Annotated in this window: 24 protein-coding genes and 1 tRNA gene; 16 read left to right on the top strand and 9 right to left on the bottom strand. The window is 52.8% G+C overall.

The annotated features are described in order from the left end of the window. Window positions 1-120 precede the first annotated feature (120 nt). From radC to P1S59_08695, 13 genes are all read left to right on the top strand, one after another. Window positions 121-714 (top strand): DNA repair protein RadC, encoded by a 594-nt coding sequence (gene radC, locus P1S59_08755; GenBank protein ID MDF1526341.1) that lies wholly within the window; start codon window positions 121-123, stop codon window positions 712-714. Between the two features lie 875 nt (window positions 715-1589). Then, a complete protein-coding gene (ptsP, locus tag P1S59_08750; protein MDF1526340.1) occupies window positions 1590-3902 on the top strand; it encodes a phosphoenolpyruvate--protein phosphotransferase in 2313 nt (770 codons plus the stop codon). A gap of 309 nt (window positions 3903-4211) precedes the next feature. Further along, on the top strand, window positions 4212-5090 hold the full coding sequence (locus tag P1S59_08745; GenBank protein MDF1526339.1) for a 50S ribosomal protein L11 methyltransferase: 879 nt from the start codon (window positions 4212-4214) through the stop codon (window positions 5088-5090). Between the two features lie 165 nt (window positions 5091-5255). Continuing rightward, a complete protein-coding gene (locus P1S59_08740) occupies window positions 5256-5453 on the top strand; it encodes a 4-oxalocrotonate tautomerase family protein (GenBank protein ID MDF1526338.1) in 198 nt (65 codons plus the stop codon). 90 nt (window positions 5454-5543) lie between these two features. Further along, window positions 5544-6272 (top strand): RsmE family RNA methyltransferase, encoded by a 729-nt coding sequence (locus P1S59_08735; GenBank protein MDF1526337.1) that lies wholly within the window; start codon window positions 5544-5546, stop codon window positions 6270-6272. A gap of 132 nt (window positions 6273-6404) precedes the next feature. Next, the gene (locus P1S59_08730) at window positions 6405-6950 is read left to right on the top strand and encodes an RDD family protein (protein MDF1526336.1); all 546 of its coding nucleotides are present in this window, start codon (window positions 6405-6407) and stop codon (window positions 6948-6950) included. 377 nt (window positions 6951-7327) lie between these two features. After that, window positions 7328-8002, top strand: coding sequence for an endonuclease III domain-containing protein (locus P1S59_08725; GenBank protein MDF1526335.1), 675 nt, complete (start codon window positions 7328-7330; stop codon window positions 8000-8002). A 91-nt stretch (window positions 8003-8093) separates the two neighbouring features. Continuing rightward, the gene (locus P1S59_08720) at window positions 8094-9023 is read left to right on the top strand and encodes an ATP-binding cassette domain-containing protein (GenBank protein ID MDF1526334.1); all 930 of its coding nucleotides are present in this window, start codon (window positions 8094-8096) and stop codon (window positions 9021-9023) included. Further along, on the top strand, window positions 9020-9841 hold the full coding sequence (locus tag P1S59_08715) for an ABC transporter permease (protein MDF1526333.1): 822 nt from the start codon (window positions 9020-9022) through the stop codon (window positions 9839-9841). Before P1S59_08720 ends, P1S59_08715 begins: the two co-directional genes overlap by 4 nt. Window positions 9842-10089: 248 nt before the next feature. After that, window positions 10090-10482, top strand: coding sequence for a hypothetical protein (locus P1S59_08710; protein MDF1526332.1), 393 nt, complete (start codon window positions 10090-10092; stop codon window positions 10480-10482). 284 nt (window positions 10483-10766) lie between these two features. Then, window positions 10767-10842 (top strand) — tRNA-Phe (locus tag P1S59_08705). A gap of 966 nt (window positions 10843-11808) precedes the next feature. Then, complete coding sequence (locus tag P1S59_08700; GenBank protein MDF1526331.1) at window positions 11809-12573, top strand: c-type cytochrome; 765 nt, start codon at window positions 11809-11811, stop codon at window positions 12571-12573. A gap of 287 nt (window positions 12574-12860) precedes the next feature. Beyond that, entirely contained in the window at window positions 12861-13169 is a 309-nt protein-coding gene (locus tag P1S59_08695; protein ID MDF1526330.1) for a hypothetical protein, read from the top strand. A 374-nt stretch (window positions 13170-13543) separates the two neighbouring features. Here P1S59_08695 and P1S59_08690 read toward each other — a convergent pair whose 3' ends face one another. The 3 genes from P1S59_08690 to P1S59_08680 all read right to left on the bottom strand — a co-directional run bounded on the left by P1S59_08690 (window position 13544) and on the right by P1S59_08680 (window position 16408). After that, on the bottom strand, window positions 13544-14515 hold the full coding sequence (locus P1S59_08690) for a DUF523 and DUF1722 domain-containing protein (GenBank protein MDF1526329.1): 972 nt from the start codon (window positions 14513-14515) through the stop codon (window positions 13544-13546). A gap of 71 nt (window positions 14516-14586) precedes the next feature. Continuing rightward, window positions 14587-15942, bottom strand: a complete 1356-nt coding sequence (locus P1S59_08685) for a deoxyribodipyrimidine photo-lyase (protein MDF1526328.1) — start codon at window positions 15940-15942, stop codon at window positions 14587-14589. A 7-nt stretch (window positions 15943-15949) separates the two neighbouring features. Beyond that, window positions 15950-16408 (bottom strand): heme-binding protein, encoded by a 459-nt coding sequence (locus P1S59_08680; GenBank protein ID MDF1526327.1) that lies wholly within the window; start codon window positions 16406-16408, stop codon window positions 15950-15952. A gap of 153 nt (window positions 16409-16561) precedes the next feature. Here P1S59_08680 and P1S59_08675 point away from each other — a divergent pair, with 153 nt between their 5' ends. Beyond that, the gene (locus P1S59_08675; protein ID MDF1526326.1) at window positions 16562-17071 is read left to right on the top strand and encodes a CIA30 family protein; all 510 of its coding nucleotides are present in this window, start codon (window positions 16562-16564) and stop codon (window positions 17069-17071) included. Between the two features lie 615 nt (window positions 17072-17686). On the opposite strand, the gene P1S59_08670 is transcribed toward P1S59_08675, so the two are convergent. Beyond that, entirely contained in the window at window positions 17687-18715 is a 1029-nt protein-coding gene (locus tag P1S59_08670; protein ID MDF1526325.1) for an aldo/keto reductase, read from the bottom strand. A 483-nt stretch (window positions 18716-19198) separates the two neighbouring features. Between P1S59_08670 and P1S59_08665 the strand changes: the two genes are divergently transcribed. Continuing rightward, window positions 19199-19450, top strand: coding sequence for a hypothetical protein (locus P1S59_08665; protein ID MDF1526324.1), 252 nt, complete (start codon window positions 19199-19201; stop codon window positions 19448-19450). Between the two features lie 121 nt (window positions 19451-19571). Here P1S59_08665 and P1S59_08660 read toward each other — a convergent pair whose 3' ends face one another. Continuing rightward, window positions 19572-19814 (bottom strand): hypothetical protein, encoded by a 243-nt coding sequence (locus P1S59_08660; protein MDF1526323.1) that lies wholly within the window; start codon window positions 19812-19814, stop codon window positions 19572-19574. Between the two features lie 407 nt (window positions 19815-20221). Here P1S59_08660 and P1S59_08655 point away from each other — a divergent pair, with 407 nt between their 5' ends. After that, on the top strand, window positions 20222-20695 hold the full coding sequence (locus tag P1S59_08655) for a cyclic nucleotide-binding domain-containing protein (protein ID MDF1526322.1): 474 nt from the start codon (window positions 20222-20224) through the stop codon (window positions 20693-20695). Between the two features lie 47 nt (window positions 20696-20742). On the opposite strand, the gene P1S59_08650 is transcribed toward P1S59_08655, so the two are convergent. From P1S59_08650 to P1S59_08635, 4 genes are all read right to left on the bottom strand, one after another. After that, window positions 20743-21297, bottom strand: a complete 555-nt coding sequence (locus P1S59_08650) for a hypothetical protein (GenBank protein MDF1526321.1) — start codon at window positions 21295-21297, stop codon at window positions 20743-20745. After that, the gene (locus P1S59_08645) at window positions 21192-22067 is read right to left on the bottom strand and encodes a hypothetical protein (protein MDF1526320.1); all 876 of its coding nucleotides are present in this window, start codon (window positions 22065-22067) and stop codon (window positions 21192-21194) included. The genes P1S59_08650 and P1S59_08645 overlap by 106 nt, the downstream gene beginning before the upstream one ends. Before the next feature lie 53 nt (window positions 22068-22120). Then, complete coding sequence (gene lnt / locus P1S59_08640) at window positions 22121-23704, bottom strand: apolipoprotein N-acyltransferase (protein MDF1526319.1); 1584 nt, start codon at window positions 23702-23704, stop codon at window positions 22121-22123. Between the two features lie 61 nt (window positions 23705-23765). Continuing rightward, on the bottom strand, window positions 23766-25895 hold the full coding sequence (locus P1S59_08635) for an adenylate/guanylate cyclase domain-containing protein (GenBank protein MDF1526318.1): 2130 nt from the start codon (window positions 25893-25895) through the stop codon (window positions 23766-23768). Window positions 25896-25943 lie beyond the last annotated feature (48 nt).

Genomic DNA, 25943 nt, shown 5'->3' with positions numbered 1-25943 from the left:
ACCTAGGGATTATGGCACTCATCTTGAATGGCGTTATATCGGATGAGCGAACAAAAGTCTATTCAGGGCACATTTCGTTAACGGTATCCTGATGGGTTAACAGCACACTGGAGGATATGAATGACCCGGAAAGATGACAGGACGGGAGTAACCACCCTTTCACCCATAATAGGCCACCGGGCGGCCAGGGAGGTGCTGCGCCACTGCGGCATCAGCGATATTCTTCACCTGGACAGACAAAGTCTTCTCAGGATGCGGCACATCGGCCCGCGCAGGGCTGAAGCGATCCTGGCTTTGCCAAAGCTGCTCCAGCAGCTGGTTTATGAACCTGCTGAGGGGCTGTCTATCTCCTGCAGCAAAGATGTGTATGACCTGTTCCGTCCCCGGCTGGTCTCTTTGCCCAGAGAACAGTTTATGGTTCTCACCTTGAACACACGCAACAGGATCCTTTCCGAGGACCTTTGTGCCCTGGGAAGCGTCAACACTGTCCATATTCATCCCTCTGAAGTGGTCAGGCAGGCGGTTATCAGGTCCGCCCCCAGCATCATATGCCTCCACAACCATCCATCGGGAGATCCGACACCATCACTGGAAGACAGGCTTCTCACCGAAAGGATAAGCCAGGCATCCTCCCTCATGGGGGTAAGGATGCTGGACCACGTGATCGTAGCCGCGCGGTCTTATTATTCTTTTTCGGACGCGGGCGCGTTGTAGTTGGCAGGAGCACATCCTGTCAGCTAGTGTCTAGCCCGGACTATTCACGAGGTTTATCGTGCCATTCCCATTTATCCATATTTGCCACACAGTTAGCTCACATCTCATCACCATCATGAATAATGCGGGCTAGATGTCATGGCGAACCCTAAAACAGTCCCGATTCCTTACTCTTCCTCCCCCTATGGAGGGGGACTTCGGAATAGATAGGATAGGATTTCACCCGCCCCTCAGTCCCTTCCCCTCAAGGGAAAGGAAGATTGCGGAAGCGGATTCCTGATAGGAGGATTGAGGTGGGGGTGACTGGAATTCAGCCATGTGAAGCGATCTCGGGTTTTTGAGATCTGAGATCTGAGATTCGCCCTTTTTACAGTGATGAAGGGGATGAAAGGGATGGGAGAATCAGTGCAGTGTGCAAAGTGCAGGGTGCAGGAAAAAACAGTCCAACATCCAGATTCCAATGCCTTTTCACAACCGACTTATTTCTTCCTTTGTGCTCTTTCCCCGATACGCCGTTACAGATTTTTCTTATCCCCTGCATCCCCTTTATCCCTGTTAAATCCGGCCTAATTTGATTTAATCTGCGCTCTGTGTTCCGGATGGCAGTTTTTGGCCAGGTCGCTCAGTTGTTCAGTCCTCAAATCGGAAGGTTTCAACGCCCTTCGTCCGTCGTTCTGCGCCCTTCGCCCTGCGTCCTGCGTTCTGCGTGCTGCGTTCTGCCCTTTCCAGACACTGGCGATGCGAAAAACAAGTGGCATCGCCATGCCTTTCCTTGGCAAGGAAAGGCAATTCAAGGTATATTGAAGCTATCGAATACAGGATATTCATTTTGTGGAAAATATCCTGAGAATGACGCCGGAAAGGAACAACCCTACGTGAGCTCTGTTAAATTGCAGATGGGCCTGCTCGACCGCATCACCCGTGTGATCGGTGATTCTCACGATTTCAGGGAAACAGTAGACAACATTGTTTCACTGGTAAAGATGGAGATGGACACCGATGTCTGCTCTTTGTACCTGTATGATGAGGAAAAGAACCGGCTCGTTCTGGTAGCGACAGAAGGGTTGGACCCAGCAGCCATAAGGAAAGTTGAAATGAAACCCTCCGAAGGGCTCACGGGGCTGGTTTTCCAAAGCATGACCTCCCTTCTTGTTCGAGACGCCCACGAGCATCCCCGTTTCAAGTACTTCCCGGTGACCCGGGAGGAAAAGTTCAAAACCTTCCTGGGTGTCCCCCTCATCAGCCGCAAGAGTCCCATCGGCGTTCTGGTGGTCCAGGACCTCGAAAACAAAACCTATAATACCCAGGAGCTGCAGTTTTTTAACACCATAGCGGGCCAGGTTGCGGGAGTCGTGGTCAATGCGAGGCTTCTGCGTGAGTTAACAACGGGGAGCCTGGGCACCTCATCCTCTCCCGAACCTGAGCGCTCCCCCCTCGTCCTGCGCGGAACCTCTGCCACCCCGGGCATCGCCATGGGGCCTGCTGTTCTCATGGAGATCTCCGACGATTTTCACTATATCGTCGAAGAGCATACGGATGATCCGGAGGGAGAGCAGAAAAAGTTCAGAGAGGCAGCTGAAGCCGGGCAAAGAGAGATAGCGGATCTCCGTGAGCGTGTGCAGGAGCAGTTGGGTGAGGAAGATGCCAAAATATTCAATATCCACCTGATGATGCTGGAAGACCAGGGCTTTAATCAGAAGGTTTCCGAAGTTATCGATTCCGGAACGACTGCGCTATACGCAGTCAAAAGTGTTCTGGCAGGATATCTGAAAAGTTTTCAGGATATGGATGACCAGTATCTCAGGGACAGAGCCGTTGATATTGAGGATGTGGGACGCAGAGTGATACGCCTGCTCTCCGACCAATCCAGGGAAGGCTCTCTCCATTTCCACGAAGAAGGCATCCTCATCACCAGATTGATCACCCCCTCGGACGCTGCCGTCCTTTCCACGGAAAAGGTCCAGGGTGTCGCCACATCGGCCGGGGGCCACACCTCCCACGCCATCATTTTGTCCCGTTCCCTCGGGATACCCTGCGTGGTGGGGGTTGAGGAACTGATCGAGGTCGTACAACCGGGTGATTACATCATCGTGGACGGCAACACAGGCAATATATTCATAAACCCGGACGAGAACATCGTAAAAGAATACAAGCGACTGCTGAAGGACTATACAAAGCACGTTGTGGAGCTTGTCAGCGAAAAGGAGCTGCCGGCTGTAACCCTTGACGGGTATAAAGTTGATCTGATGGCCAACGTCGGTCTGCTGTCCGATCTTAAATTTATTGAATACTACGGTGCAGAGGGGATCGGCCTTTACCGCACAGAACTTCCGTTCATGGCCCGCCCCATCCTGCCCACCGAGGACGAACAGTACAGGATATACCGGACCATGGTGGAGGGGGCGGAGGGAAAGATGGTCAACATCAGAACCCTGGATGTGGGAGGTGACAAGAACATCCCCTATCTGAATTTCCCCGTTGAGGAAAACCCCTTCCTGGGCTGGAGGTCCATCAGGATGTGCCTTGAGAAAGTGGACATCTTCAAGACCCAGATCCGGGCGATCATGCGGGCTGCCCGCCACGGGCCGGTGAGCATACTCATACCCATGGTATCCACTCTTGAGGAGGTGAAAGGGATCCGGAGGCTCCTGGATGAATCCAGGATGGAGCTCAAGTCCTCAAAGATCCCTTACAACGGCTCCGTACTGATTGGACTTATGATCGAGGTTCCCTCCGCAGCCCTCCTGGCAGGGGTTCTGGTACGGGAGGTGGATTTCCTCTCCCTGGGTACCAACGACCTCACCCAGTACACACTCGCGGTGGACCGGAACAACAAAAGGGTAGCCCACATTTATGACACTATGAACCCGGCCGTCTTAAACCTCATCTCCATCTCCGCCAGAGCGGCAAGGGAGGCGGGGGTGCCCATCGCTGTCTGCGGGGAGATAGCAGCGGATCCACTTTGGACACCACTGCTCATAGGCCTGGGAATCAACGAGCTTTCCATGAACGCCTCTTCCATACCTCTTATCAAACGGTCCATCCGCCTTATCCGGCACGAGGACTGCCTGCGCGCTGCCCGCCGAGCTCTGAAGTTAGGAACGTCGGCCGATGTGAGGAGGATCTTGTCGAGGTTTGAGAAGATGATCCAGGCGGAGGTCGTGTTTAAGCCGTCAGAGAAACACTGAGCAATGACTGCTCAGTGTTTCTCTGAGTAGCCAGTAGCCAGACAAATAACAATCTTCCAATCAGATGCAAATATGCGCTCCTGAATTACTTACTGGAGATTTAGTCTGATTACTGTCTTCTGAAAGCTGATCCCGGGTTTTAGCATGCAGACATAAGAAACCCGGGATATCTCTACCCCGGGTCCCCCCCTGAAGAGAAGCGCCCTTCCCTTCGATGTGAAATAGAGCACAAATCAGAGCCAATGTCAAGCTGAACCGATGTTTCACGCCGTTTTCGTGGGATTAATGGTGTTGTGTTAAGATGTAAAGATGGATCAGCGCATCTGGACACAGGTTACCGTTAGAGTTCCACCGGAGAGGGAAGATCCCGTATCAGATTTCCTCACAACCCTGACCGGTAGGGGCGTGTGCCTCCGGACGGAATCCGGGCTTAGCGTTATAGACGCCTTTCTGGAACCTGGTGAAAGGGAAGACCACCTGCTGCGGATCGAGAAACAGTTGAGCGACCTCGTGGAGATGAAGCTGCTTCCTGATGACTCGCGATACGAAATTGAGGAGCTTCCGGAAGAGGACTGGATGGCTGTCTTCCGGTCCCAGCACACTACCGTGCGCATTTCAGACAGGCTTGTAATTCGACCTACGTGGTGTACTCCCACCGGTGACCAGGAGGTCGTTCTTGACCCGGGATTGGCCTTCGGAACCGGGAGCCACGCCACAACCAGGATGTGCCTGGTATTACTCAATGATTGTATCGGCGACCAGGCTCCAGAACGGATGTTCGACCTGGGAACCGGGTCCGGCATATTGGCCATTGCCGGGGCCTTCCTCGGCGTTGGGGATGTCCTCGCGGTGGACATCGATTCCATGGCCGCTGTTATAGCCTGTGACAATGTTCAAAACAACAACGCTGATGATCGTGTCCGGGTGGCGGAGGGAGGCATCGAAACCGCTGAAGGTTTATACAGCATCATCACAGCCAACCTTTCCGCATCACTGCTCAAAAGGCTGGCTTCAAACATGGCTGAGCACCTTGAACCTGGCGGGATCCTGATCATCTCAGGCCTCCTGGAAGATGAGAGTGAAGAGGTTATGGAGGCGTTTACCCGGTGCGGCCTCAGGGTGGAGCGCATCATGAACGAGAAGGTGTGGGTGGCGGCCTTACTCGTTTCCCCAATTGGAAACGAGTAAGGGGTTTCGGATTTCGTATTTAGCATTGGAAACTCAAACCAGACCCATTAGGACAATTAATATCTGTTCTATAAAACAACCTCCATGAGGTACTATTCCTCTTCTTGTATTGTCTTTCCTGAAACCTGGAAGTTGGAACATGGAACTGAAATCCGGAGGATTTCCATGCCCTTTGTTAACATCAAGATCACCAAAGACGGCGCCACCGCCGAACAAAAGGCCGCCCTAATAAAAGGTGCCACGGATCTCCTTGTAAAGGTCCTGAACAAGGACCCTGCCACCACGGTGGTGGTCATCGACGAAGTGGACACCGACAACTGGGGCATCGGTGGGGAGAGCGTTAGTAACAGGCGAAATCCGTAAGTGAGTAGAGCGTACGTGGGTACGTGAGTAGGATCTGATCGCAAGCACGCTTAACGCATTAACGCACGAACGAGCGACTTGGGTAGCCTTATGTCCTTACATACTTTCTACATTCCTCCCGCTGACATCAAAGGGGATACCGGTACCCTCACCGGCGATGAACTGCGGCACGCCCGCTTGACTCTCCGACTGGGTACCGGAGACGCGATGAAGATCGTGGATGGTGAGGGAGTCTCATGGAACGCCCTGGTCCAGTCTATGGAGAAAGAGAAGGGTACCCTCACACTTTCGGACAGGAAAGTTGAGCCCATCCCTTCATTCAGGCTTACCATTGCCATGGGGATCGTACCGGGTGACCGTTTCGATTGGGCGATACAGAAGGGCACTGAGCTTGGCGCTTCAGCCTTCTGGCCGCTGATCACCGAAAGGACCGAAGTGAAGATCAAGGGGGGGTGGAAAAGGCTCCCCAGACTCCAGCGTGTTGTTGTCTCAGCCTGCAAACAGTGTGAACGGTCCCGCTTCCCCGTCATTTCCGAGCCGTTACCATTAAAAGAGCTTGATACCGACCTTCACGACCTTTCAGTGGTCTTCTGGGAAGAAAAAACTGTCAGGCATCTGAAAGAGGTGACGGAGGGGATCGATCCTCCTGGATCCGCTCTTATGGTCATAGGTCCCGTGGGCGGCCTGACCGTCGATGAGGTGGAGCTGCTCAAGGATAAAGGGTTTACGGTTGCCGGGATGGGTTCCAGAGTCCTTCGCACGGAAACCGCTGTCACTGCCGGTGCCGCCTTGCTTCAGTATCTGTGGGGAGACATGTAATAATCTGAGATCTCAGATCTCAGAAATACAGATTAATGCGCATTCCATCGACGAATAACTGGCCTTTTTACGGTTTGTTTGTAATTTGAAATATGAGATTTGAGATTAGACCTTTCCCGAGGAGTATATTACATGACCCGTACCTGTCCTTCCTGCGGAGCCATTAACCACGGCACAATATTTTGCACATCCTGTAAAAAGCCTTTGAGAGGCTCATTGTCCACCCCCTCCGGGATGATCGGAACGCAGTTCACCCGGAAGGAACAGTTCGTGGTCAGGGCAGGGTTCTTCCGGCGATTGGCGGCTTTTGCCATTGACTGGCTCACACTCAGTATCATCGCGGACATCGTAAGGTTCGCCTACAGGATTGGCAGCGGTACCGAGCCAGGGATGGGCCACCTGGATATCGCTCTATTCCTTTCAACTGTTCTTTTTTTACTTTACTTCACCCTCTTAACGGGGGAAGGGGGACAGACCCTGGGGAAAATGCTGATGGGGATCCGGGTCCAGCTCACAGATGGTTCCCCGGTCGGCTACAGACGCGCCTTTTTGCGGACTCTCGGCTACACCGTTTCCGTCTTCTTCATGACTTTTCTCGGTTTTCTCTGGGCCCTGTGGGATAAAAAGAATCAGGCCTGGCATGATAAGATCGCTGGAACGGAAGTAATAAAGATCTAATCTCAGATCTCAGATCTCAAATGTCCTACCTCATAATTCACCGCAATCCATGAGGAGGCAATCATGTCAGGGAAAAGGTGACATCCATCAGTAAACAACTCTCAGGGCTGATCAGATATATTAGGAGATCAAACATTGATGACTTCGCAAAAAGTCATCAATGCGCCCCGCGCGGGGCGCCCAAATCAATGACTCACTCCGTAAGTCATTGATTTGTAAGGAAAGGGAAAATGACGCTTTTCCCTTTCCGTGGAGCGAAAAGTCCCGGATTGGACTTTTTGCGACTCTATCAACATTGGCGGTAGAAAATATAAAAATGATACCATCTAGCCTTGATTATCTGAGATTTGAGATATGAGATATACTCCCCCCCGCCCATGAGCCAATCTGATCTCCTTTACCAGATATACACTCGTCTCCAGGAAGAGTACGGCCCCCAATCGTGGTGGCCTGCCGACACCCCTTTCGAGGTCATGCTGGGGGCGATCCTGACTCAGAACACCTCCTGGACAAACGTTGAAAAGGCCATGGCAAATCTCAGAGAGGTCTGCGAGTTGACGCCGGAAGGCATCCTCTCCCTTACTCCGGATCGTCTGGAGGAAGCCATACGGTCTACCGGCTATTTCCGTCAGAAGTCCGCCAGGCTGAGGAGTTTTTGCCAATTTCTGATGGACCGGTATCCGGGTGACCTGTCCTGTATGAGAGAATGCGATACCGGTGAACTGAGGGCAGAGCTTCTCTCCCTGAACGGTATCGGGCCGGAAACCGCTGATTCCATTCTCCTCTACGCCCTCCAGGGCCCTGTTTTCGTCGTAGATGCCTATACGATACGGCTTTTCTCACGGCTGGGTTTATGTACCGAAAAGGCAAAGTACCACGAAGTTCAGAGCCTTTTCATGGACAACATTGAACACGATGTCCAGATGTTCAACGAGTACCACGCTTTAATTGTTTTGCACTGTAAACTCATGTGCAAAACAAAAGTCCCACTCTGCATTGAGTGTTCGTTGCGGGACTTTTGCAGGTATGGGAGTATGGGTGTGTGGGAGTAATGGGTGGAAATCGGTTAACCTTTCAGAATAGGGACGACGAAAATATAACTTTTTTGGATCTTGGATTAATAGGGATTTTGGATCTAATACCATGACTACAGTTCTTACCGCATCAGATTTAACAAAGCGCTTCGGTTCCTTCACCGCAGTTGACGGTATTTCCTTTAATGTGGGCAAAGGCGAGTGCTTCGGGTTCCTGGGCCCCAACGGCGCCGGTAAGACCACCACCATGAGGATGATCACCAACCATCTGCCGGTTACGGAAGGGTCCCTGTCTGTGCTGGGCATGCAGGTTATGGCCAACGCGAGGAAGGTCAAAGCACGTATCGGGGTGGTGCCCCAGGAGAACAATCTGGACGCAGACCTTAAGGTGCTCGAGAACCTTCTCATCTACTCCCGCTACCACGGCATACCTTACAAAGAAGCCCGGAGCAGGGCCATGGAGCTGCTGGCTTTCGTCCAGTTGGCCGATCATGCTCACAGTCCCATCGAACAGCTTTCGGGGGGCATGCAGCGCCGACTCCTCATCGCCCGCGGTCTTATCAACGAACCGGAGCTGCTCATTCTGGACGAACCCACCACTGGTCTGGATCCCCAGGCCCGCCACGTCATCTGGCACAAGCTGCGCCAGCTACAGTCCCAGGGGGTCACCCTCATTATCACTACCCATTACATGGACGAGGCCCAGCAGCTCTGTGACAAACTGGTGATAATGGACCATGGCCGGATCCTCATTGAAGGGTCGCCTTCAGATCTCATCACCAAATACGCTGGCAGCGAGGTGGTAGAGATCCGTCTGCGGGACGATGAGGACAGGGAAAGCTGCCTGGACGCCATCGGCGGGGTGATCCCCGAGGGTACCGAGGTGGAATGCTCGGCGGACACCTTGTATCTCTATTCGACGGATGCCACAAAGGTTCTCACCGGGCTCGCCCTGGAATCGAACCGGACCATCCTCCACCGACGCGCCACCCTTGAGGATGTCTTTTTGCGTCTGACAGGAAGGGACCTGAGAGAGTGAGCGAACCCACTTCCACCGGCCGGCCGATCATGATCCGGAAGGGAGAAAGGCTGCTGGGCAACCTCAGCTGGCGAACTGTTACGGTGTGGTACCGGGATGCCAAGGTGTGGACCAAATTCTACAAGGCCAGCATCCTGGGCAACCTGGGGGAGCCTCTCCTGTATCTCCTTGCCATGGGCTGGGGGTTGGGCCGCATGGTGGGTAATGTTGACGGTATCCCCTACATACAGTTTCTGGCACCTGGCCTGATCTGCTCCACGGCCATGTACGCCGCCACCTTTGAGTGCACCTTCGGATCCTTCACCCGCATGACCCGTCAGAACACCTACGACGCGATCCTTGCGACCCCCGTATCCCTGGAGGATATCGTAGCGGGGGAGATCCTGTGGGGCGCCACAAAAGGTCTCCTCTCAGGCACTGCCATGCTCCTGGTCATGGCCCTGTTCGGCCTGGTAACCAGTTTCTGGTCCATCCTGGCACTGGTCCTGGTTTTCCTCATCGGGCTTCTTTTTTCATCCCTTTCCATGATCGTCACCGCCAGGGCCCCATCCTACGATTTTTTCTCCTACTACTTCACCCTTATCATCGCCCCCATGTTCCTCTTCTCGGGAATCTTTTTTCCTATCACCAATCTACCGACCTGGGCTCAGACCTTCGCCTGGTTCCTTCCCCTCACACACGGAGTGTCGGCCAGCCGCGCTCTTTTCTCCGGCAAGGTGGGGTGGGTCATCGCCGCTGACCTCCTGTGGCTGTTTGCGTTCTTCGCTATCGCTTTTACCATAGCGCTGCGGTCCATACGTAAGCGCCTTATTCTATAAATGAGGCAAAAGCTTTAACGCAGAGTACGCAGATCAGCCACTCCCAGGCTGAATCGCAGAGTTACGCAGTTAATTCTGAACAAAATTCCAGATCCGCGTTTTAACCGCGGCCCCCTGCGATAATGCCTTAAAGTTGGCGTTCCAGCGGCCCTCCGCGTTAAGGTTTTGTTTCTTCGAATTTTGGATTTCGGATTTATTTCCGCTACAATAGGAGTTGAAGGTTTTACCTGTCATCTTGGGGGTCGTAAATGCGAATCAGGTTATATTCCTGTTCATTGCTGCTGGTTATCCTGATGTCTGCCGGCTGTGCCGGGACTCCTCAGGAGCGGCCCATGGATCCCAGTTCAGCTGAACCGCCGGTGGTCTTCCAGATGCCGGAAATCATGTGCGTCGCTCCGGACCAGGGCATCGCCTTTGTGCCCGACCTCCCCATTGACATCTTTCACTTCGACAACGTCTGGTTCTGGAAGATCCGGGACACCTGGTACTGGAGTAAAAGCTACATGGGCATGCTCTACGAACTTACTCCGAAGCAGGTCCCGAAAAAGCTTCACAAATTCGGTGAGGAGTACAGAACCACCCTTCCCGACTGTGAGGAATACTCCTACGAGGACTGGTACCGACGCACCCAGGGGCCTTGACGCCGCTTGGAGTGCAAAGTGTAAAGTGCAGCGTGTGAGGACCACTTGTTGTCATTCCGGAAATCACATAAGCCATAGTGTGAGTATCCGGAATCCAGTCGCTCTTTCCTACCGTAACGAAGCTTTACAGAGGTAGCTGTTTCACCAGTCTTCGCTTTAGTCACGACTTGGCAAGCAGGGTAGATCTTGAATCTTTAATTTTGAGTTTTGAATTCTACATCGCTTATTCGCTCTTACCCTTGACAGACAAAGTCATCTGTCATAGATAAGGGGGTCTGACCAATGCCGAGGTAGCTCAGTCGGTAGAGCAGCGGACTGAAAATCCGCGTGTCGGCGGTTCAATTCCGTCCCTCGGCACCACCCTGAAACTTAAGCCTCCAGTGCTATGTGCTGGAGGCTTTTAGTTTCAGGAGTGCCACGGCGAAGCTGAAAGCGAAGACGGGCCTGCACTTTGGATACGGATGAGAACCGCTTGGCCGCCCGGCCACGCGGTGAGATGTAGTTTAACACGCCAACGGCGTGTTCCCTCGGCATCGGTCTTCGCTGAAGCTTCGACCTGACAAGCCACCCAAAAACTTAGAGGCCCCACCTTTTTGGTAGGGCCTCTTTAGTTTTATGGTGCCACGGCGAAGCTGAAAGCGAAGGCGGGCAAAAATCTATGACATCGAATCTTGTCCGCCAGATTAGAAATACCTCAAACCTAAAAACCTGAGAATCTGAGGTCTGATAATCATAGTGGTTCATAACCTATCGATAGGAGGTGCCTGATGCAAGTGTATGCTGGAATCGATGTACATGCAAACAACAATTATCTTGGAGTGGTGGACGCGAACGGGAAGCGAATATTTCTGAACAATATTTATGGACACGGTACGGTACCGAAGTTTTTCCGGGTCACGGAATGTGACAGGGGCTGATGAGATGGCCTTGATCCTGATGGGTGACTGATGCAGCTGAGGCTGACACCTAATTAATAGAAATCAAGGGCGCAACGAGAGAACTGATATCAGGAATGAAAAGCAGGGGACAAGCCCCTGCTATAAAAACTTCTTTGTGCCTTGACAGGTGCCTCTTAAATGTGTGACCCCAAGGGGTGCCCCAACCTGATGGCCTAATAAGTTAATAAAGTATTATTCTAGAAAACTATTTGATTGTCATATCATTTTGTTCGTCTATAATAAGCGGACTTACCATCATTTCCCTGAAAAATCCGTGAAATGCGGCCAGTAGCAAGGGCTTTCGTTGTTCGGATCAGTAATCGGAGAACCGTGGATTTCTTTCACAGTGGAGGTTGCCTCGGATTTTTCCCCAAAAGGAGGTTCCATAATGAACAGAAAAAACATTGTGGTAGTGGCTTTCACGGCTGTGGTTTTTACCTTGGGAGCCCTGATCTTCCACATCCCAGATGCGGCCATGGCCGAATCGGTCCCCCAAGGGTATACGGCGGCGGACATCCAGGTGGGTGGGCTGCTCTATGACAAATGGTTCAAGGTCCTTGATGTCGAGGTCTCGGGTAATCACCCCCTCTACCCTTCTGAAGCCAAAAAATCCGGAGGCGATACGTGGCGCTGTAAGGAATGTCACGGCTGGGATTCCATCGGGAAGGACGGGCGCTACAAAAAAGGGTCTCATTTCACCGGGATCGATGGGCTTTACAGTGCGAGAACCAAGAGCCCTCAGCAGCTTTACGACGCCCTCACTGACAAAGGCAGTGCCCACACGATCAATGCTCTCGCATCGAACAGTGATAGCGTATGGGCTCTGGTGAAGTTTATCCGGGAAGGTCAGATCGACATCAGTTCTGCCTTAAACTCCGACGGCACTGCCAGGGGGGACGCCCTGAACGGCGGCAACCTCTACAGCAAGGCCTGTGCAGCGTGCCACGGGAAGGACGGCAACAAGAGAGACTTTGACAAGGGCAAGGAAGGCATCCAGGGTGTTGGATGGCTAGCCAATGACAACCCCCAGGAGACTCTCCACAAAATCCGCTGGGGCCACCCCGGATCGATGATGCCCTCCGCCGTGGCCGACAAGGGGATGTCCGATGCCGAAACGATCGACATTCTGACCTTCTCCCTGACACTCAAATAGGTTCATTCTTACTTCGCTGCCAGATACCGGAAGCCTGGCCGGAGCAAAACTCCGGCCAGGCTTTTCCTTGGATACCGGACTTGTTTCCGGGTATGAAATCTCCAATCCGAGGTCATTTCCAAATACGTCCCGGTCGTCTCAAGAAGCAAAATCCGGCAAACAAAATAGGGATGCATGTAAATAAAACTTATCCGGGGCAGGGCATTTTGACATCCTTACCACATTTCGTTCTATTAACCTTATTTCTCCTTACTACCGGTTGTGCCAGTACACCGTCTGAGCTGCCCATGGATCCAAGCGCAGCCGAGCCGCCGATGGTCTTCCAGATGCCCGAAATCATGTGCGTAGCTCAGGACCAGGGTATCGCCTTTGTTCCCGACCTTCCCATCGACATCTTCCATTACGACAACGTCTGGTTCTGGAAGATCCGCGACACCTGGTATTGGAGCCGGTCCTACATGGGGATGCTTTACGAATTGGCTCCGAAGCAGGTGCCCAAAACACTCCACAAATTCGGTGAGGATTACAGGGAAACGCTTCCCGACTGCCGGGGATTTACGTACGAGGACTGGAACCGACGTGTCAAGCAGCGCTGACACCTCGGTAACCCAAAGGCCAAAGTCCAAAGCCCAAAGAAAGGCCTTTCTGGGTATTGCGATCCTGGATCAGGTTATTCTGAGATCTGAGATTTGCTTATACCCTTGACAGACAAAGCCGTCTGGACTTGAAAAAGGGGTCTGATTCAGCTGAGGTAGCTTCCCGCCGTTGGCGGGACTAGAGATCACGCCGGTGGCGTGATCTCAGACGGTGACCATGGTGAGCAACAAACGTAATGCCGAGGTAGCTCAGTCGGTAGAGCAGCGGACTGAAAATCCGCGTGTCGGCCGTGAGTATAATCGAGCGGTCGGGGTTCGCTTGTCCGCCGTAGCTTTACGCGAATGCGGCAATGAAGTTCATCCCGACTGCCGCCTCACACATGATTCCGGAGCTGGAGCTCCATGGGGTGGGGGTTCAGGTACACCTGTTCGCTGAGGTAGTGCTGGTCGTACTTGCGCACGTAGTGGTTCAGCAGGGTAATGGGGACGATGAGGGGTGTCAGCCCGAGGCGATGGTCGTCGATGACCTGGATCATCTCCTGTTTCTCGTCTGATGAAAGGGTTTCCTTGAAGTAGCCCATGGCGTGCATGAGCACGTTGCTGTTTTTGCGGGGCGTGGCCTTGTATTTCATGGAAATCATGAGGAACTCCGCGTAACGCTGGTAGAGTTCTTTCCCGGGACGTTTCGCGCCGCCTGCCACGAACCTGCCCATTTCCCTGTACATCTGCTGGTTATGAGACAGGATGAGCATCTTGTGGCGAGTGTGGAAATCAACCAGCTTGCCCATGGTTGGCGAGGTGCGGACCATCTCTTTCCACCTCATGAGGGTGAAGATCCTTTCAATGAAGTTCTCCCTCAGGTCCATGTCGTGCAGCCGCCCTTCCTCTTCCACAGGCAGGAGGGGAAAGCGTTCCATGAAGATGCGGGCGAAGATCCCGATGCCCTTCTTATCAGGCATCCCTTTCTCGTTTTTCACCTTGACCCGCTCCATTCCGCTGGACGGGGAACCGCTCTTGAAGATAAAACCACACAGGTTATCCTTCTCCAACTGGGAAACCCGTTCCATGGCCCAGTTCTCCATGCGCTCAGTGTGGTCCACGTTTGTGCGGGATGTGACGAGCCGGGGCCGCTTGATATCCCCCTCCAGGTGAAACGCCTCCCTGGGGGTGGGAAATCCGGCTTCCACCTCGGGGCATACGGGAACGTAATCCACGAAAGTTCCCAGGGTGTCGCGAAGGAAGCGGTCCAGTTTGTGGCCTCCATCGTAACGAACGTTCTCTCCGAGAAGGCAGGTGCTTATCCCCACCCGCGGCCTTTCAATCCATTCAGTCTCTTTATAGGTCATCGGTCTCTCCTGGCGTAAACCTTTTGCCCCTCGCCTCTCCGACAGGCTGGCCTGGCTTTAATAGAAAAGAGCTATTCACTGTATCTTGCAAGGTAGGGCTCGAGCTTGAACTTTCTTCTGAGACCTGCCTCGTTCATGTATCTCACTTTGCCGAAAACCGGCCGCTCTCCCCAGGCCCTGTCATGAACTCCGCCGATGCTCCAGGCGATCCCGGTGTACCCGTTGGGGTCACGGCCATCAAGCTCATAGCGGTCGTTGAGTTTAATAGCGATCTCAAGGGCCTCCCCGGGAGAATGGGACCACTCCAGGATCTTTTTGGCCCAGTACATTCTCATGTAGCCGTGCATCTTCCCTGTCTGGACCATCTGCCTCTGGGCGGCGTTCCAGTACGGATCGTGGGTCCCGGCCTTTTCAAACTGGTCCGATGAATACAGGTAAGGCCTGGGATCGGTTCGATGGATTTTATGGGTTTTTTTCGCCCAGTCGTGGAATCCATCCACCGAGTTGTAGAAAGGGTTGTAAAAACAGAAGTTGTCCGAAAGCTCTCTGCGAACGATGAGCTCTTCCAGGAAAGCAGCTGTAACTTCCGGTTGAACTCCTGACGATGACACCTCCAGTGCCAACCGCTGGGGGGACAGGTGACCAAAATGGAGCCATGGAGAAAGACCGGACTGACCCTCTATGGCTGGATCGTTCCTGTCTTCATCGTACCTGTGTAAGCCGTTTTTCAGGAACCGTTTCAGAGCTGCCTTGGCGGCCTTTTCGCCGGGTATGATCCATTCGACCTCCCCCACAGTGCGGTCCACCTTCAGCTTCCGTGAGACGGCCTGCCAGTCCAACGGTTCAGCTTTTGCCAGCCCTCCAAAAGGGTGTTTTTTAAGCCGTGGAAAGGGTACCAGGTAGCGGTCAAGGAGCCTGGTCACCTTTGGACGGAAAGTGTATGCGGCAAACTCCTGCTTGTCCGAAGCTATTCGGCAAGGAACGATATTGTGGGCATCCACCTCCGCGACCTGGACTCCTGCTTTTTCAGAAACGGATGTCCGCCACCTGGTCTTGATCCTGAGGGGGTCGAAATCGGTCACCAGGAGGCCTGCCCCTGACGATTCCACGAACCGGGCAATTTCGTAGACAGGGTCGCCTTCCAGCAGTTTGAACCTGATGTTCTTCCTGGTCAGGTCTGTTGAAGTCTCCTCCAATCCTCGAAGCATGAAACCGTAATGCCTCATGGTGGCGTCAAGGAAATCAGGGACCAGGCAAAAAACGACAAGCAGGGGTTCTTTCGCTTCGATGGCCTTTTGCTGCGCATAAAGAAGGGCCCAGTTGTCGGAAGCCCTCTGGTCACGGCTCATCCAGTAGACCACCGGCCCTTCCCCCTGGGGCCTGTCGTTGAGCTTGTGGACTCGATCCTCGAGTGTTTCGGGCATCATCAAAATCCTACTGTCCGGGACCGTCTTCAGTGGATCGAACGGGAATGTGCACTTCCAGGTGGCGCAGGAACCAGGGGATGAAAGGCGGGTTCCAGAAAACAGTGTAGGCAAGGCCTGCAGTCTCGTATTGGGATTGCCCGGCAAGGTACGCCTCCAGTTGATCCAGGTATTTTCGGACGTTTTTCTCCTTGTAGGATCCCCGCCCTCCCATGGCGGCAACCTTGCGCTCCGGAAGACGGACAACCCTGACCTTCCCATCGTCGGTGAGTCCTTCGTCCTCAACACCGGGCCCGACGTAGAAGACCATCCGGGCCTCCTCATCAACGCTGCCCTCCACAGGGGCAGACATCGGGATGTTATGACCCTTGATATAGTCAAAGAGATTTCCGAACATCTGGTTGCTCTTGTCAAAATAGCTGCCATCAGCTTCGGTAACCAGGATCAGGTTTTCGTCTTTAAGTGTCATCTCATCCAAAATGGGTCCGCCTTACGTGAGGATCTTGCCGTTTAGTCCTTCCATGCTTTTTAATTTAAATATCATTCCTGCAGTATTTCCCATCAGCCATCTGCAATGATGATTAAGTTCAGGTTAACACAACAAAAGGAGGATTTCCCTGTAATGGACAAACTACTTACACTGTTCGATTTCAGTTCACCCGAAGCCGCCGCATCGTGGGGTTCCATCGACGACCGGGTTATGGGAGGGGTTTCCAACAGTGCCTTCCTTTACGAAGATTCATCAGGCGCCCTTTTTACCGGCGAGGTTTCCATGGAACACGGGGGAGGGTTCGCATCGGTGCGCTCCGGACACTTGGACTTCGATCTGTCTGACTACCAGGGTCTCGCAATCTCTTTTATGGGTGACGGGAATTCATACAAACTTTCAGTGACCACAGAGCCGCGTTTCGACTCTGTGATTTACAGAGCCATTTTTAATACCAAACCAGGGGTCTGGGAGGAGCTGAAGATCCCCTTTGGCCGGTTCGTCCCCACCTTTCGCGGCGAGATAGTCCCCGGAGCGCCGGAACTGGACCCATCACCCATTGTCGCCCTGGGGCTCCTCATATCCCAACGCCAGAAAGGTCCCTTCCGCTTAAAGGTGTCGTTCATTAAGGCCTACCGTCAATAACGGGAGCGGACTTGAAACCCTCGTGCCTGCCCTGAGTGACGCCGATGGCGTGATCGAAGAGTGTCCCTGCAAAAAGGGCGAATCTCAAATCTCAGATCTCAGATCTCAAAAACCTGAGATCGCTTCACATGGCTGAATTCCAGTTACCCCCACCTCAATCCTCCTATCAGGAATCCGCTTCCGCAACCTCCCCTCCCTTGAGGGGAGGGGACTGAGGGGATGGTGAAATCCTATCCTATTTATTCCGAAGTCCCCCTCCATAGGGGGAGGAAGAGTAAAAAATCGGGACTGTTTTAGGGTTCGCCATGACCCCTCGACTGGGCTCGGGACAGGCAATCCAGGCTGGATTCCGGGTCGTTGCCCGGAATGACGCAAGGTTAGATTTTTTCCAGCGTTCTGTATTTGTGATCCGTGATCCGTAGTCAGTTTATTCTGCGTTCTGGGTTCTACGCTCTGCTCTCGCAGGAACCGTTCTTTCCCCCAGATCATGTATTCCTCCGTGTCCTCTGCCTGCCCTGCCCTGAGCTCAGTCGATGGGAGCTTGTCGAAGGAGCGGCATCGGTTTTCGCTAAAGCTTCGACCCGGCAGGGCACGACCCTACGATCCTTTAGCTTATCACTCGTCTTCCGGTGTTTCCGGGAAGCGGTGTCTGGATTGCCGATTGATCATCCAGCCGGGATACTCTGGAGGCAGTTCGCTGGCATCTTTAAGACGGGCCAGGTCGTCCTGAGACAGCTGGACATCCGGGGCGGCGAGGTTTTCGTTCAGCTGCTCCGGAGTTTTGGCCCCGATGATCACACTGGTGACAACGGGCTGGTGCAGAAGCCAGCTCAGGGCCACCTGTGCCACGGTTACACCCTTATCTTCTGCTATTTCCCGCATCACGTCCACAAGGTCAAAGGCCCGCTCCTTATCCACCAGCGGAAAATCAAAATCAGCGCGGCGGGCATTGCCGGGGCCCTTGCCCTCCCGGTCGAATTTCCCGGTTAAAAGTCCTCCTGCCAGGGGGCTCCAGACCATCAGGCCCAGGTTCTGGTCCTCCAGGAGCGGTACGAGTTCCCGCTCGAGTTCCCGGCTGGCAATGGTGTAATAAGCCTGGAGACTCTCAAAACGGTGCAGATTACATTTGTCGGAGATCCAGAGGGCTTTCATCAATTGCCAGGCCGCCAGGTTGGAACATCCGATGTATCGGACCTTCCCGGAGTGGACCAGATCGTCCAGGGCCCGCAGGGTCTCCTCCATGGGGGTGAGGGCGTCAAAACCGTGGATCTGATAAAGGTCGATGTAATCGGTACCCAGCCGGGTCAGGCTGTCTTCCACAGCCTGCATGATGTGAGCGCGGGACAGCCCTGTTTCATTGGGCCCCGGACCCATCCGGCTGAACACTTTTGTCGCCAGTACGACATCCTTGCGGCGCTTCCCCAGGGCTTTTCCCAGGATCTTTTCAGATTCCCCCTCGGAGTAGACGTTGGCCGTGTCGATAAAGTTGACACCCGCCTCCAGCACGCGGTCGATGAGATCGTTGGCAGCGGCCTGGGGCAACTGTCCGATGGCTTTCCAGAAACCTTTCCCGCCGAAGGTCATGGTCCCGAAACACAGTTCCGAAACGAGCAGCCCTGTTCTTCCAAGTTGTTTGTATTTCATGGTCTGACTCTCCTGTTTTTAATATATTGACGGAATTGCCAAAAAAACAAATAGCCGCTTCATCAAGCACCCCCGTGTGAATGGCAGATCTGCCGAAACGATCGGGCATTTGGATAAAGCGCAAACGATGGGATTCAGGATGGGATTCCCCAAACTGGGGCACACATAATTCTACCTCAGATTAGTAGCTTATCAAGAGGAACTCAGGAAGAAAAACAACAAATTCAACTGGTTTTTGAATTTCCGCATAAGCGATTACCAGATTGGGTTTTCAGCTTTCACAGTTGTCCAGCTGTTTGGTCCCGACAACGGCGGGATCCCTCGGTACCTGCCTTTCCATAAAAAAGGAAACCCCATATATTATTAATTCATTATATACTGTTGTAATCGAGTCAGTAGGAGTTAAATTTAAAGAGCGAGAAGAACAATTCTTTTCATAGTTTGGAGTCGTTAAAGCAGGAGAGGTTGAAGGGAGTGAGAATCATGGAATACGATCACTTGATCATCCCGGGAATGAACTACAGGCGCACCAAAGAGGACATCATGAAGGATGTAAAACATGATGCCAAGGAGTGGCACGATAAGGAACTTGAGGCACGCGTAAAAACGTGTGGATCAGACAAAGGAACGGTCACCAAGAAACTCGACGCGGACACCAAGAACTGGATCGCTCTTGAGTTCCAGCGCCGCATGAACTGGAATTACGAAGAGGAAGGCACAACGCCTCTCGAATAAAGCTTCGAATAACCAGTAATCATAAACAAACAAGCAGGGCCCCTACCGGAAGGTAGGGGCCCTGCTTGTTAATCACAACGTACTTTTTGTGATCTGAAATTAAAGTGCGCTAGAAGTTCTCTCAGGCGGTCTTTCTCAGTTTACTCATTTTCGAGAACCAGCTGCTCAGGATCCGCTTTCCCTCACTGGAGCCTTCATCCAACTGGACTGAATCCGGCTGCTCCCAGTAAAAGGAGAGTCTGGGGTTATAGAAATTGCCCTTGGGGTCACCGCTGCCCGGCCCGAAGGAGATCCCGCCCTCAAGAGCAAAATCTTCGCCCCGGTGAAAAATGGACCTTTTTAATCCAACCAAATAATTTTTCACGCTGTGCATAACATTTCCCCCGATCTATATACCTGCTGGCGAATTGCCTCCGCAGAATGTTTTCATTCACCTATTAATCTGAAGTATAGAGCAATATGCGTGCCGTTTCAGCGGTGGCAACCGCCAGACAACGGTGCGCTACAAGGTTACCGGCTCTGGGCCTTTTAAAATGGGGCTTTTGTAAAAGAAAATCCATATTAAACCTGATAACCAGGGGGTCATCCGTGGTCGGAAAATGGGGATGGGAGGGGTGTCAAGTGTTACATATTTGCAACACTCCCAACTGCAGTGAAGTATTTATGCAACACCCCTGGGAGGGGAAATGCTGTACGGATGTACAGACACGTTGCTAGCGAATTGGATAAATTCATGTAAAATGTCAGCAGTTAAGCTTGCAAGAAAACGGTATGTCCGAGCGGTCTGCCGACGTCCATGGAGAACATGTGGAACACTCCAGTTTTGATAGCAATCATTCAGGTGCGGACCTCCTGGGCAGGGAATATGCTCACGGGGAGGCTATCTTCCGCGAAGGGGACATGGACAACGCCATTTACATTGTTCAGACAGGGAAGGTCCGCCTGGTCACGACTCTGCCCAACGGCAGAGAGGTCGAGATCGCGGCGGTGGGGCCCGGGGAGGCCTTCGGCATCGCCGCCCTTGCCGACGACAAGATCATGCCCCGCTACGCCACTGCCACCGCGGACGGGCGAACGAGCATCCTGCAGATCGACCGGACCCGGCTGATAAGAGCCATCTACGATGACGCCTCCCTCATCTTCTCCATCTTTCAGGCCATGAGCCGCCGCGCCAGAACCCTTACCGAGCGCCTCGTCACCTGCGAGAGCATCCACGGCGAGGACCCGCCCGAGCCGTCGGAATAGCCTGTCTGAGTACCGCCTGCCTTTCCTAATATCCTCCCTGATCAGCGTCAAAAATACAGACTGAAATCAACAGAGATGAACTGGGAAACAGTCACGTTGTTCGTCCCCGCGAACCTGTCCCGGTAGGCCAGGTTCAGGTCAAAGGGAATCCCGGTCTTCTCATCCATATATTTCCCCACTGTGGAATACCCCACGAGGAGAAAGCCCATGTGGGATGTAAAGTCAGTCTCCGCCTCCAGGGAGGAGTATGCGAATCCGGAATTCCCGTCCACCTTGTCCTTGCCCTTGGCCGTGTACCTGTACTTGAGCCCAATAGACCACTCCCTGGACAGGGAATATTTTCCCATCAGTTCCAGGTCAAGGACATCTCCAAGATCCAGATCAACCTTTTCCTTGTTGGCCGTAAGTGGGAGGTTGACATCGTCCGGGACCCTTTTAATCTCCTCACTGGAAAGCTGGATATCGTATTTTAAGGTAGCGTTCAGGAAAAGTTTATCTACACCTGTGTAGTCCGTATGGAACCGGAGGATGAGATCGGTGGTGCCGTCACCGAAGGGGACGTCGACCAGGTTGTCCGGATCGTCAACGTCTCCAGTTGGCATTCGGATACCGCCAGTAAAAGCCAGCCTCCAATCATTATCATCATACAATTTGTACTTAGCCAGGAGTTCGATGTCTCCGATACCGCCATCGGACCAGGATTCGACGGGATCGTAACCGAAACCGGGGATATCCACCGATCCGTTGCCGTCCGCGTCCAGACCTGCGCCAAGAAGGTCCTGGACCTGTTGTGTTGTTGTGTGGTCAAAGGCGTCCCTGGCCCCCCTACGAGGGGTGTGGGAACAAGATATGGCACTACGGGGATAACACCTACTGTAGCTGTTGTGCTGTCGATGACGGCATTGACGTTGTTTTTAGAGTTGTTGTAAGGAATAAGGATTCCCAGGGTCAGCCGGTCAGAAAGCCCGTATGCATAGGCGATCTCCCACCACCTGTATTTAAGGGTGAAATCGACCAGGGATTGTCCCAGGGTGGCAGATCCGTCGGGCAGAGGACCACCCGCCGAAGCCTCCAGGAGAGCCAGTGAAGGGAATACTGTGCTGTTAAGGTCGGCATTGTAGTTGGCGGCGATGTCCTCTGCATCTCCGTCGGGGTCGTACCTTTCGTCGATGTCAAAGTAGTTGTAATAGATGACGTTGACTGAGGACACTCCCTTCGGTAGGACCATGGCCGAATCCCCAAGAGCCGCACCACCTATCCCCAAAGACACAAAAAATCCCAGAGCCAGCACACAGTTAAAACGTCGCTTCCCTATTTTACCCTCCCACGCACCCGACCACGGACCGATCCCCCACGGATTCTCCATGATCATTATAACGAACCCCAGTCAGGGGTACGAATACAACAAAGGCCGTAAAAGCCTGATCACCTGTTTTTAAGTCTGAAAAGTGTTTCCCCAAGTAAGAAACAAAAATATACACACATGAGCAGGGCGAGTGCAACAACGAACCAGTCACCGTGCCGATTGTAGAAGGAGCGTTGGGAGGTGGCCTGAACCTTATCCACAAGCATTCCAGCGCCGTATTCAGGCTTGCCGTGCTCATCCTTAATCATTGCTGTTATTTCCCCCTTCGGACTTATCATCGCTGAAATACCCGTTGAAGCCGCACGCAGGATGGAGACATGATTCTCGATGGCACGGAAAATGTTAAAAGCCAGCATCTGCTCCCTGGCGGCAGGAGCTTTGACGAAAGATTCGTTGGTAATGCTGACCATAAAATCCACCCCTTGAGCTGAAACCTTCCGGAAGTGATCGGGGAAGAGGTTTTCCCAGCAGATCTGGACGCCAAACCTCAGGCCATCCGCCTCCAGGATGGTCATCTCGCTCCCGGGTTGGGCATTTTTCCAGTTGGACCCCACGATCCATCGAGGCCATGTTATCTTTCCCCGCAGTGGGAGATATTCGTTGAACGGTACGAGCATGATCTTTTCATATCGCCCTACTATCCTCTCACCAGGTTTAAAGAGAAAAGCGGAGTTTGCTATGCCGGTCTGCTGCCTTTCGCTGGACTGGAACTTATCGTAACCCGCGGCTCCCACAAGGAGAGAAGCACCTGACTCGTCGGAAATACGGGACAACATTTTGACCATGATGCTGTCGTAAGGGATCTTCCCGGGAACTGCCGTTTCGGGCCACACAATGAATGCCGGGTGCTCTGCAGCAGCTGCCAGGCTTAACTGCTTCAGGCGCCTTAACGCCTCCCTCTTTTCATCATCAGTAGAAGAGCTGTATCCCGGCAGCCCTGCCTGGACGAGGCCCGCCTTGATGCAATCGCCGGCAGAAATGTCATCAGGGAAAGTCCTGACCATACCTATGGCAAGGATCAGAACCATGACAACAGCAGGCAGCAAAAGTGCTCTGACACCGGGGAAAGCGAATTGGGCACCCCCCTGGTTTTCCTTCGCAATAGTTTGAAAATTAAGACTAATAATGGCATGAGCGATACATGCATTTACGAACACGATGAGAAAAGAGATGCCGTAAATACCCGTTAAAGAGGCGATCCAGTTCACAGCGGGAACCTCATACTGAGTGTAGGCGAGGGTCCCCCAGGTGAGGGAGAGGAAACCTTGGTGGTGGTGAAGGTACTCGATCAGCGCCCACAATGCTGGAAACAGGATGACGTCAAAAGCGCGCTCTCTTTTTAGGAGGCTGGCTGCAAATCCGAAGAGGCCGAATAGCCAGGCATTGACAAGCCCCAGCAGCGCGAAGATGACAGGTGAGATTCCATCGATGCTGTACATCCAGGAAAGGTGTCCGAAGTAGAAGAGCTGTCCGGCCAACAGGGAATAAATGAACGATTCCGAAAGCCTGGAACTTTTTATGACAATGAGCAGCGGGACCAAGGCGACCCAGGCTAGAAAGGAGTATCCATAACCGGGAGAGGACAGGATGAGCAGTGCGGCACTCACCATGGACAGGACTGCAACCACGAGCATATGTTTCATCCCGGCCCCAGGGGCTCTTACAACGAAGGGAAGAGATGCGGCCGCTTTTCTGTTGAAGTTGTCACCTCACCACTTTCAGTATCTTCAGTGCATCCGGCTGTCCAGGGAACTCATCCAGTTCCCGCACGCCGACTTTGGCGCCCAGGGCAGCAGCAGCCGTTTCCGAAAGAAGGATCTCGTTGGGTCCCGCCGTATCTGAACAAAACTGGGCGTTGTTGACGGCCGAACCGATAACGGTAAACTCCATTCGATCCGGGGACCCCACATTCCCGAGGAAAACCTCGCCCGTGTCAACACCGATTCCTATGTCCATGTGCAATCCGTCGAACTCCTCAGCCCACTTCCTGTTCAGTCGGGTCATTCGATCTATCATATCTATTGCTGTTTTGACTGCCTGGGCTGTGGGGTTGTCGACCTCTATGAGGCTTCCATAACTCGCAACGATGGCATCACCGATATATTTGTCCAACGATCCCTGGTTATCGAAGATAACCTGCGCCATTTCGGTAAAATACCCATTGATAATAGTTACGAGACGATCAGGAGGCTGAGTTTCCGTGAGCCTGGTAAAACCACGAATGTCCGAGATCAGTACAGTCACGACCTTTTTTTCTCCACCCAGGTCCATTTTTACGTTCTTACTGATAACCTGATCCACCACCTGTGGGGACAGGTACCTGGCAAGGTTAGCCCGCACGACTTCCTCGCTCTTCATACTCTCGGCCCGCTTTGCGTTTTCGATGGCGATGGCTCCCTGATCTGCCAGAGTGATTAAAAGATCCATGTCTTCCAAGTTGTAGAACCGTCCTGATTTCTTAAGTCCCAGAATCAGAATACCGATCAAGCGATCCTGGAAAACCAACGGCAACGCCATAAAGCCCCTCATCTTATCCAGGTGATGGAGACATTCATCCTTGACCTCACTGTATTTCGGATTCTCCAGGAGGTCATCACGGGTGACCAGTTTCCTCTCCTCTTTCAACAGGGATATTACGGGATCGTTCAGATCGAAGCAGATATCTTCGATCTTCTCTTCTTTATCGCCTGCCGGGGGGTCGTGGACAAACAGGGCAGGACATTCACCTACTTTCGGTTGGAGAAGGATCACTCCTGCCGAATCTATGGACATAACGTCACGGGCTGCATGGATGATCATAATGATGACTTTATTGAGATCGAGGACCGTGGTCAGTTCATTACTGATGGTGGTCACAGCACCTTTGTAATCGTATTTTTCACGGTAAAAGAGCCTATTGACAGCCCGCTGCAGCCTGCCTTGAATGGGACGGAAAAAGAAAACAACAAACAGAGCGAAGAGGACAGGGTAGAGCCCCGATATTTTGTCCATCGCGGGGAAGAGCAGGGTAATGGGTCTCACTGATACCGCCATGGCTACAAATAACAAACCCACAAACAGGGTCATCAGGCTGTATCCAACGGTTCTTCTTATGAAAACATCCACGTCAAAGATGTTGTGTTTGATGATGGCATAAGCGGTGGCGAGGGGGAAAAACACGTAAAACGGCATGTAATATAACGGATGAGAAACGATCCTGATGTCAAAGAAAACACCAGAAAACAATTGTACAGTCGGCACGATCAGCGCAGGTAACCCGAAGGAAACAGCAATAGCCCTGGTCCGGGGCAGAGGTTCTTTCGTTCTGATGACCGCCAATAATATGGACCCCAGGAAGAAAAGCAACGCAATGCCCCTGAATATTTCCGTTGAGTCGAGCAGATAGTTGGGAGCATCGGTATATATATCTGTGGATATTACCAATGCAATGAAAAGTGTAGCAGCTATGGAGTACGGAATTACCAGGATCCATTTGCGCTTTTTGACCCATTTTTGTTCCGCTGGAAACATCGCAGCGAGGTGAAATACTGTTGCTGGAATAAAGGTCGAGCTGAAGATGAGCATGATGTTCAGCCAATCGGGTGTTAACTTGCTGGTGTAGGTAAAAATGAGGAAGATCCCCACCGTAAACGGCGCCAACAGGAAAGCCCGGGATGACTCGGTACCCGGTTTCATATAAAAGACGATGGCCCCGATCAAGAAGAAAAGGAGTCCGAGAAGCCAGGTCAATCCGAAATCAAGGAGCGCCTTCGCGATGTCCATAGGGCTATTCTGTACAATGATGGTAAAAGCGTCTTCTCTCCTTATTGTCCCCTTCCCCGTAAAGCCAGTCATTTAAATTCGTAAAACCCCTGTAGTAAATGCCTCCTCCATGGCAGCGGA

It is taken from the genome of bacterium, assembly GCA_029210965.1.
In the GTDB taxonomy this organism is placed as follows: domain Bacteria; phylum BMS3Abin14; class BMS3Abin14; order BMS3Abin14; family BMS3Abin14; genus JALHUC01.
This window is presented reverse-complemented; position numbering and strand designations above follow the sequence as displayed.

Bases quoted from the DNA above. Each gene is read 5' to 3' on its own strand.
- P1S59_08655 (MDF1526322.1), top strand. From the start codon at position 20,222: ATGTCCGAGCGGTCTGCCGACGTCCATGGAGAACATGTGGAACACTCC.
- P1S59_08680 (MDF1526327.1), bottom strand. From the start codon at position 16,408: ATGACACTTAAAGACGAAAACCTGATCCTGGTTACCGAAGCTGATGGC.
- lnt (MDF1526319.1), bottom strand. From the start codon at position 23,704: ATGAAACATATGCTCGTGGTTGCAGTCCTGTCCATGGTGAGTGCCGCA.
- P1S59_08710 (MDF1526332.1), top strand. From the start codon at position 10,090: ATGCGAATCAGGTTATATTCCTGTTCATTGCTGCTGGTTATCCTGATG.
- P1S59_08645 (MDF1526320.1), bottom strand. From the start codon at position 22,067: ATGATCATGGAGAATCCGTGGGGGATCGGTCCGTGGTCGGGTGCGTGG.
- P1S59_08670 (MDF1526325.1), bottom strand. From the start codon at position 18,715: ATGAAATACAAACAACTTGGAAGAACAGGGCTGCTCGTTTCGGAACTG.
- P1S59_08650 (MDF1526321.1), bottom strand. From the start codon at position 21,297: ATGCCAACTGGAGACGTTGACGATCCGGACAACCTGGTCGACGTCCCC.
- P1S59_08735 (MDF1526337.1), top strand. From the start codon at position 5,544: ATGTCCTTACATACTTTCTACATTCCTCCCGCTGACATCAAAGGGGAT.
- P1S59_08730 (MDF1526336.1), top strand. From the start codon at position 6,405: ATGACCCGTACCTGTCCTTCCTGCGGAGCCATTAACCACGGCACAATA.
- P1S59_08700 (MDF1526331.1), top strand. From the start codon at position 11,809: ATGAACAGAAAAAACATTGTGGTAGTGGCTTTCACGGCTGTGGTTTTT.
- radC (MDF1526341.1), top strand. From the start codon at position 121: ATGACCCGGAAAGATGACAGGACGGGAGTAACCACCCTTTCACCCATA.
- P1S59_08695 (MDF1526330.1), top strand. From the start codon at position 12,861: ATGGATCCAAGCGCAGCCGAGCCGCCGATGGTCTTCCAGATGCCCGAA.
- P1S59_08665 (MDF1526324.1), top strand. From the start codon at position 19,199: ATGGAATACGATCACTTGATCATCCCGGGAATGAACTACAGGCGCACC.
- P1S59_08675 (MDF1526326.1), top strand. From the start codon at position 16,562: ATGGACAAACTACTTACACTGTTCGATTTCAGTTCACCCGAAGCCGCC.
- P1S59_08690 (MDF1526329.1), bottom strand. From the start codon at position 14,515: ATGACCTATAAAGAGACTGAATGGATTGAAAGGCCGCGGGTGGGGATA.
- P1S59_08635 (MDF1526318.1), bottom strand. From the start codon at position 25,895: ATGACTGGCTTTACGGGGAAGGGGACAATAAGGAGAGAAGACGCTTTT.
- P1S59_08725 (MDF1526335.1), top strand. From the start codon at position 7,328: ATGAGCCAATCTGATCTCCTTTACCAGATATACACTCGTCTCCAGGAA.
- P1S59_08740 (MDF1526338.1), top strand. From the start codon at position 5,256: ATGCCCTTTGTTAACATCAAGATCACCAAAGACGGCGCCACCGCCGAA.
- P1S59_08685 (MDF1526328.1), bottom strand. From the start codon at position 15,942: ATGATGCCCGAAACACTCGAGGATCGAGTCCACAAGCTCAACGACAGG.
- P1S59_08720 (MDF1526334.1), top strand. From the start codon at position 8,094: ATGACTACAGTTCTTACCGCATCAGATTTAACAAAGCGCTTCGGTTCC.
- P1S59_08745 (MDF1526339.1), top strand. From the start codon at position 4,212: ATGGATCAGCGCATCTGGACACAGGTTACCGTTAGAGTTCCACCGGAG.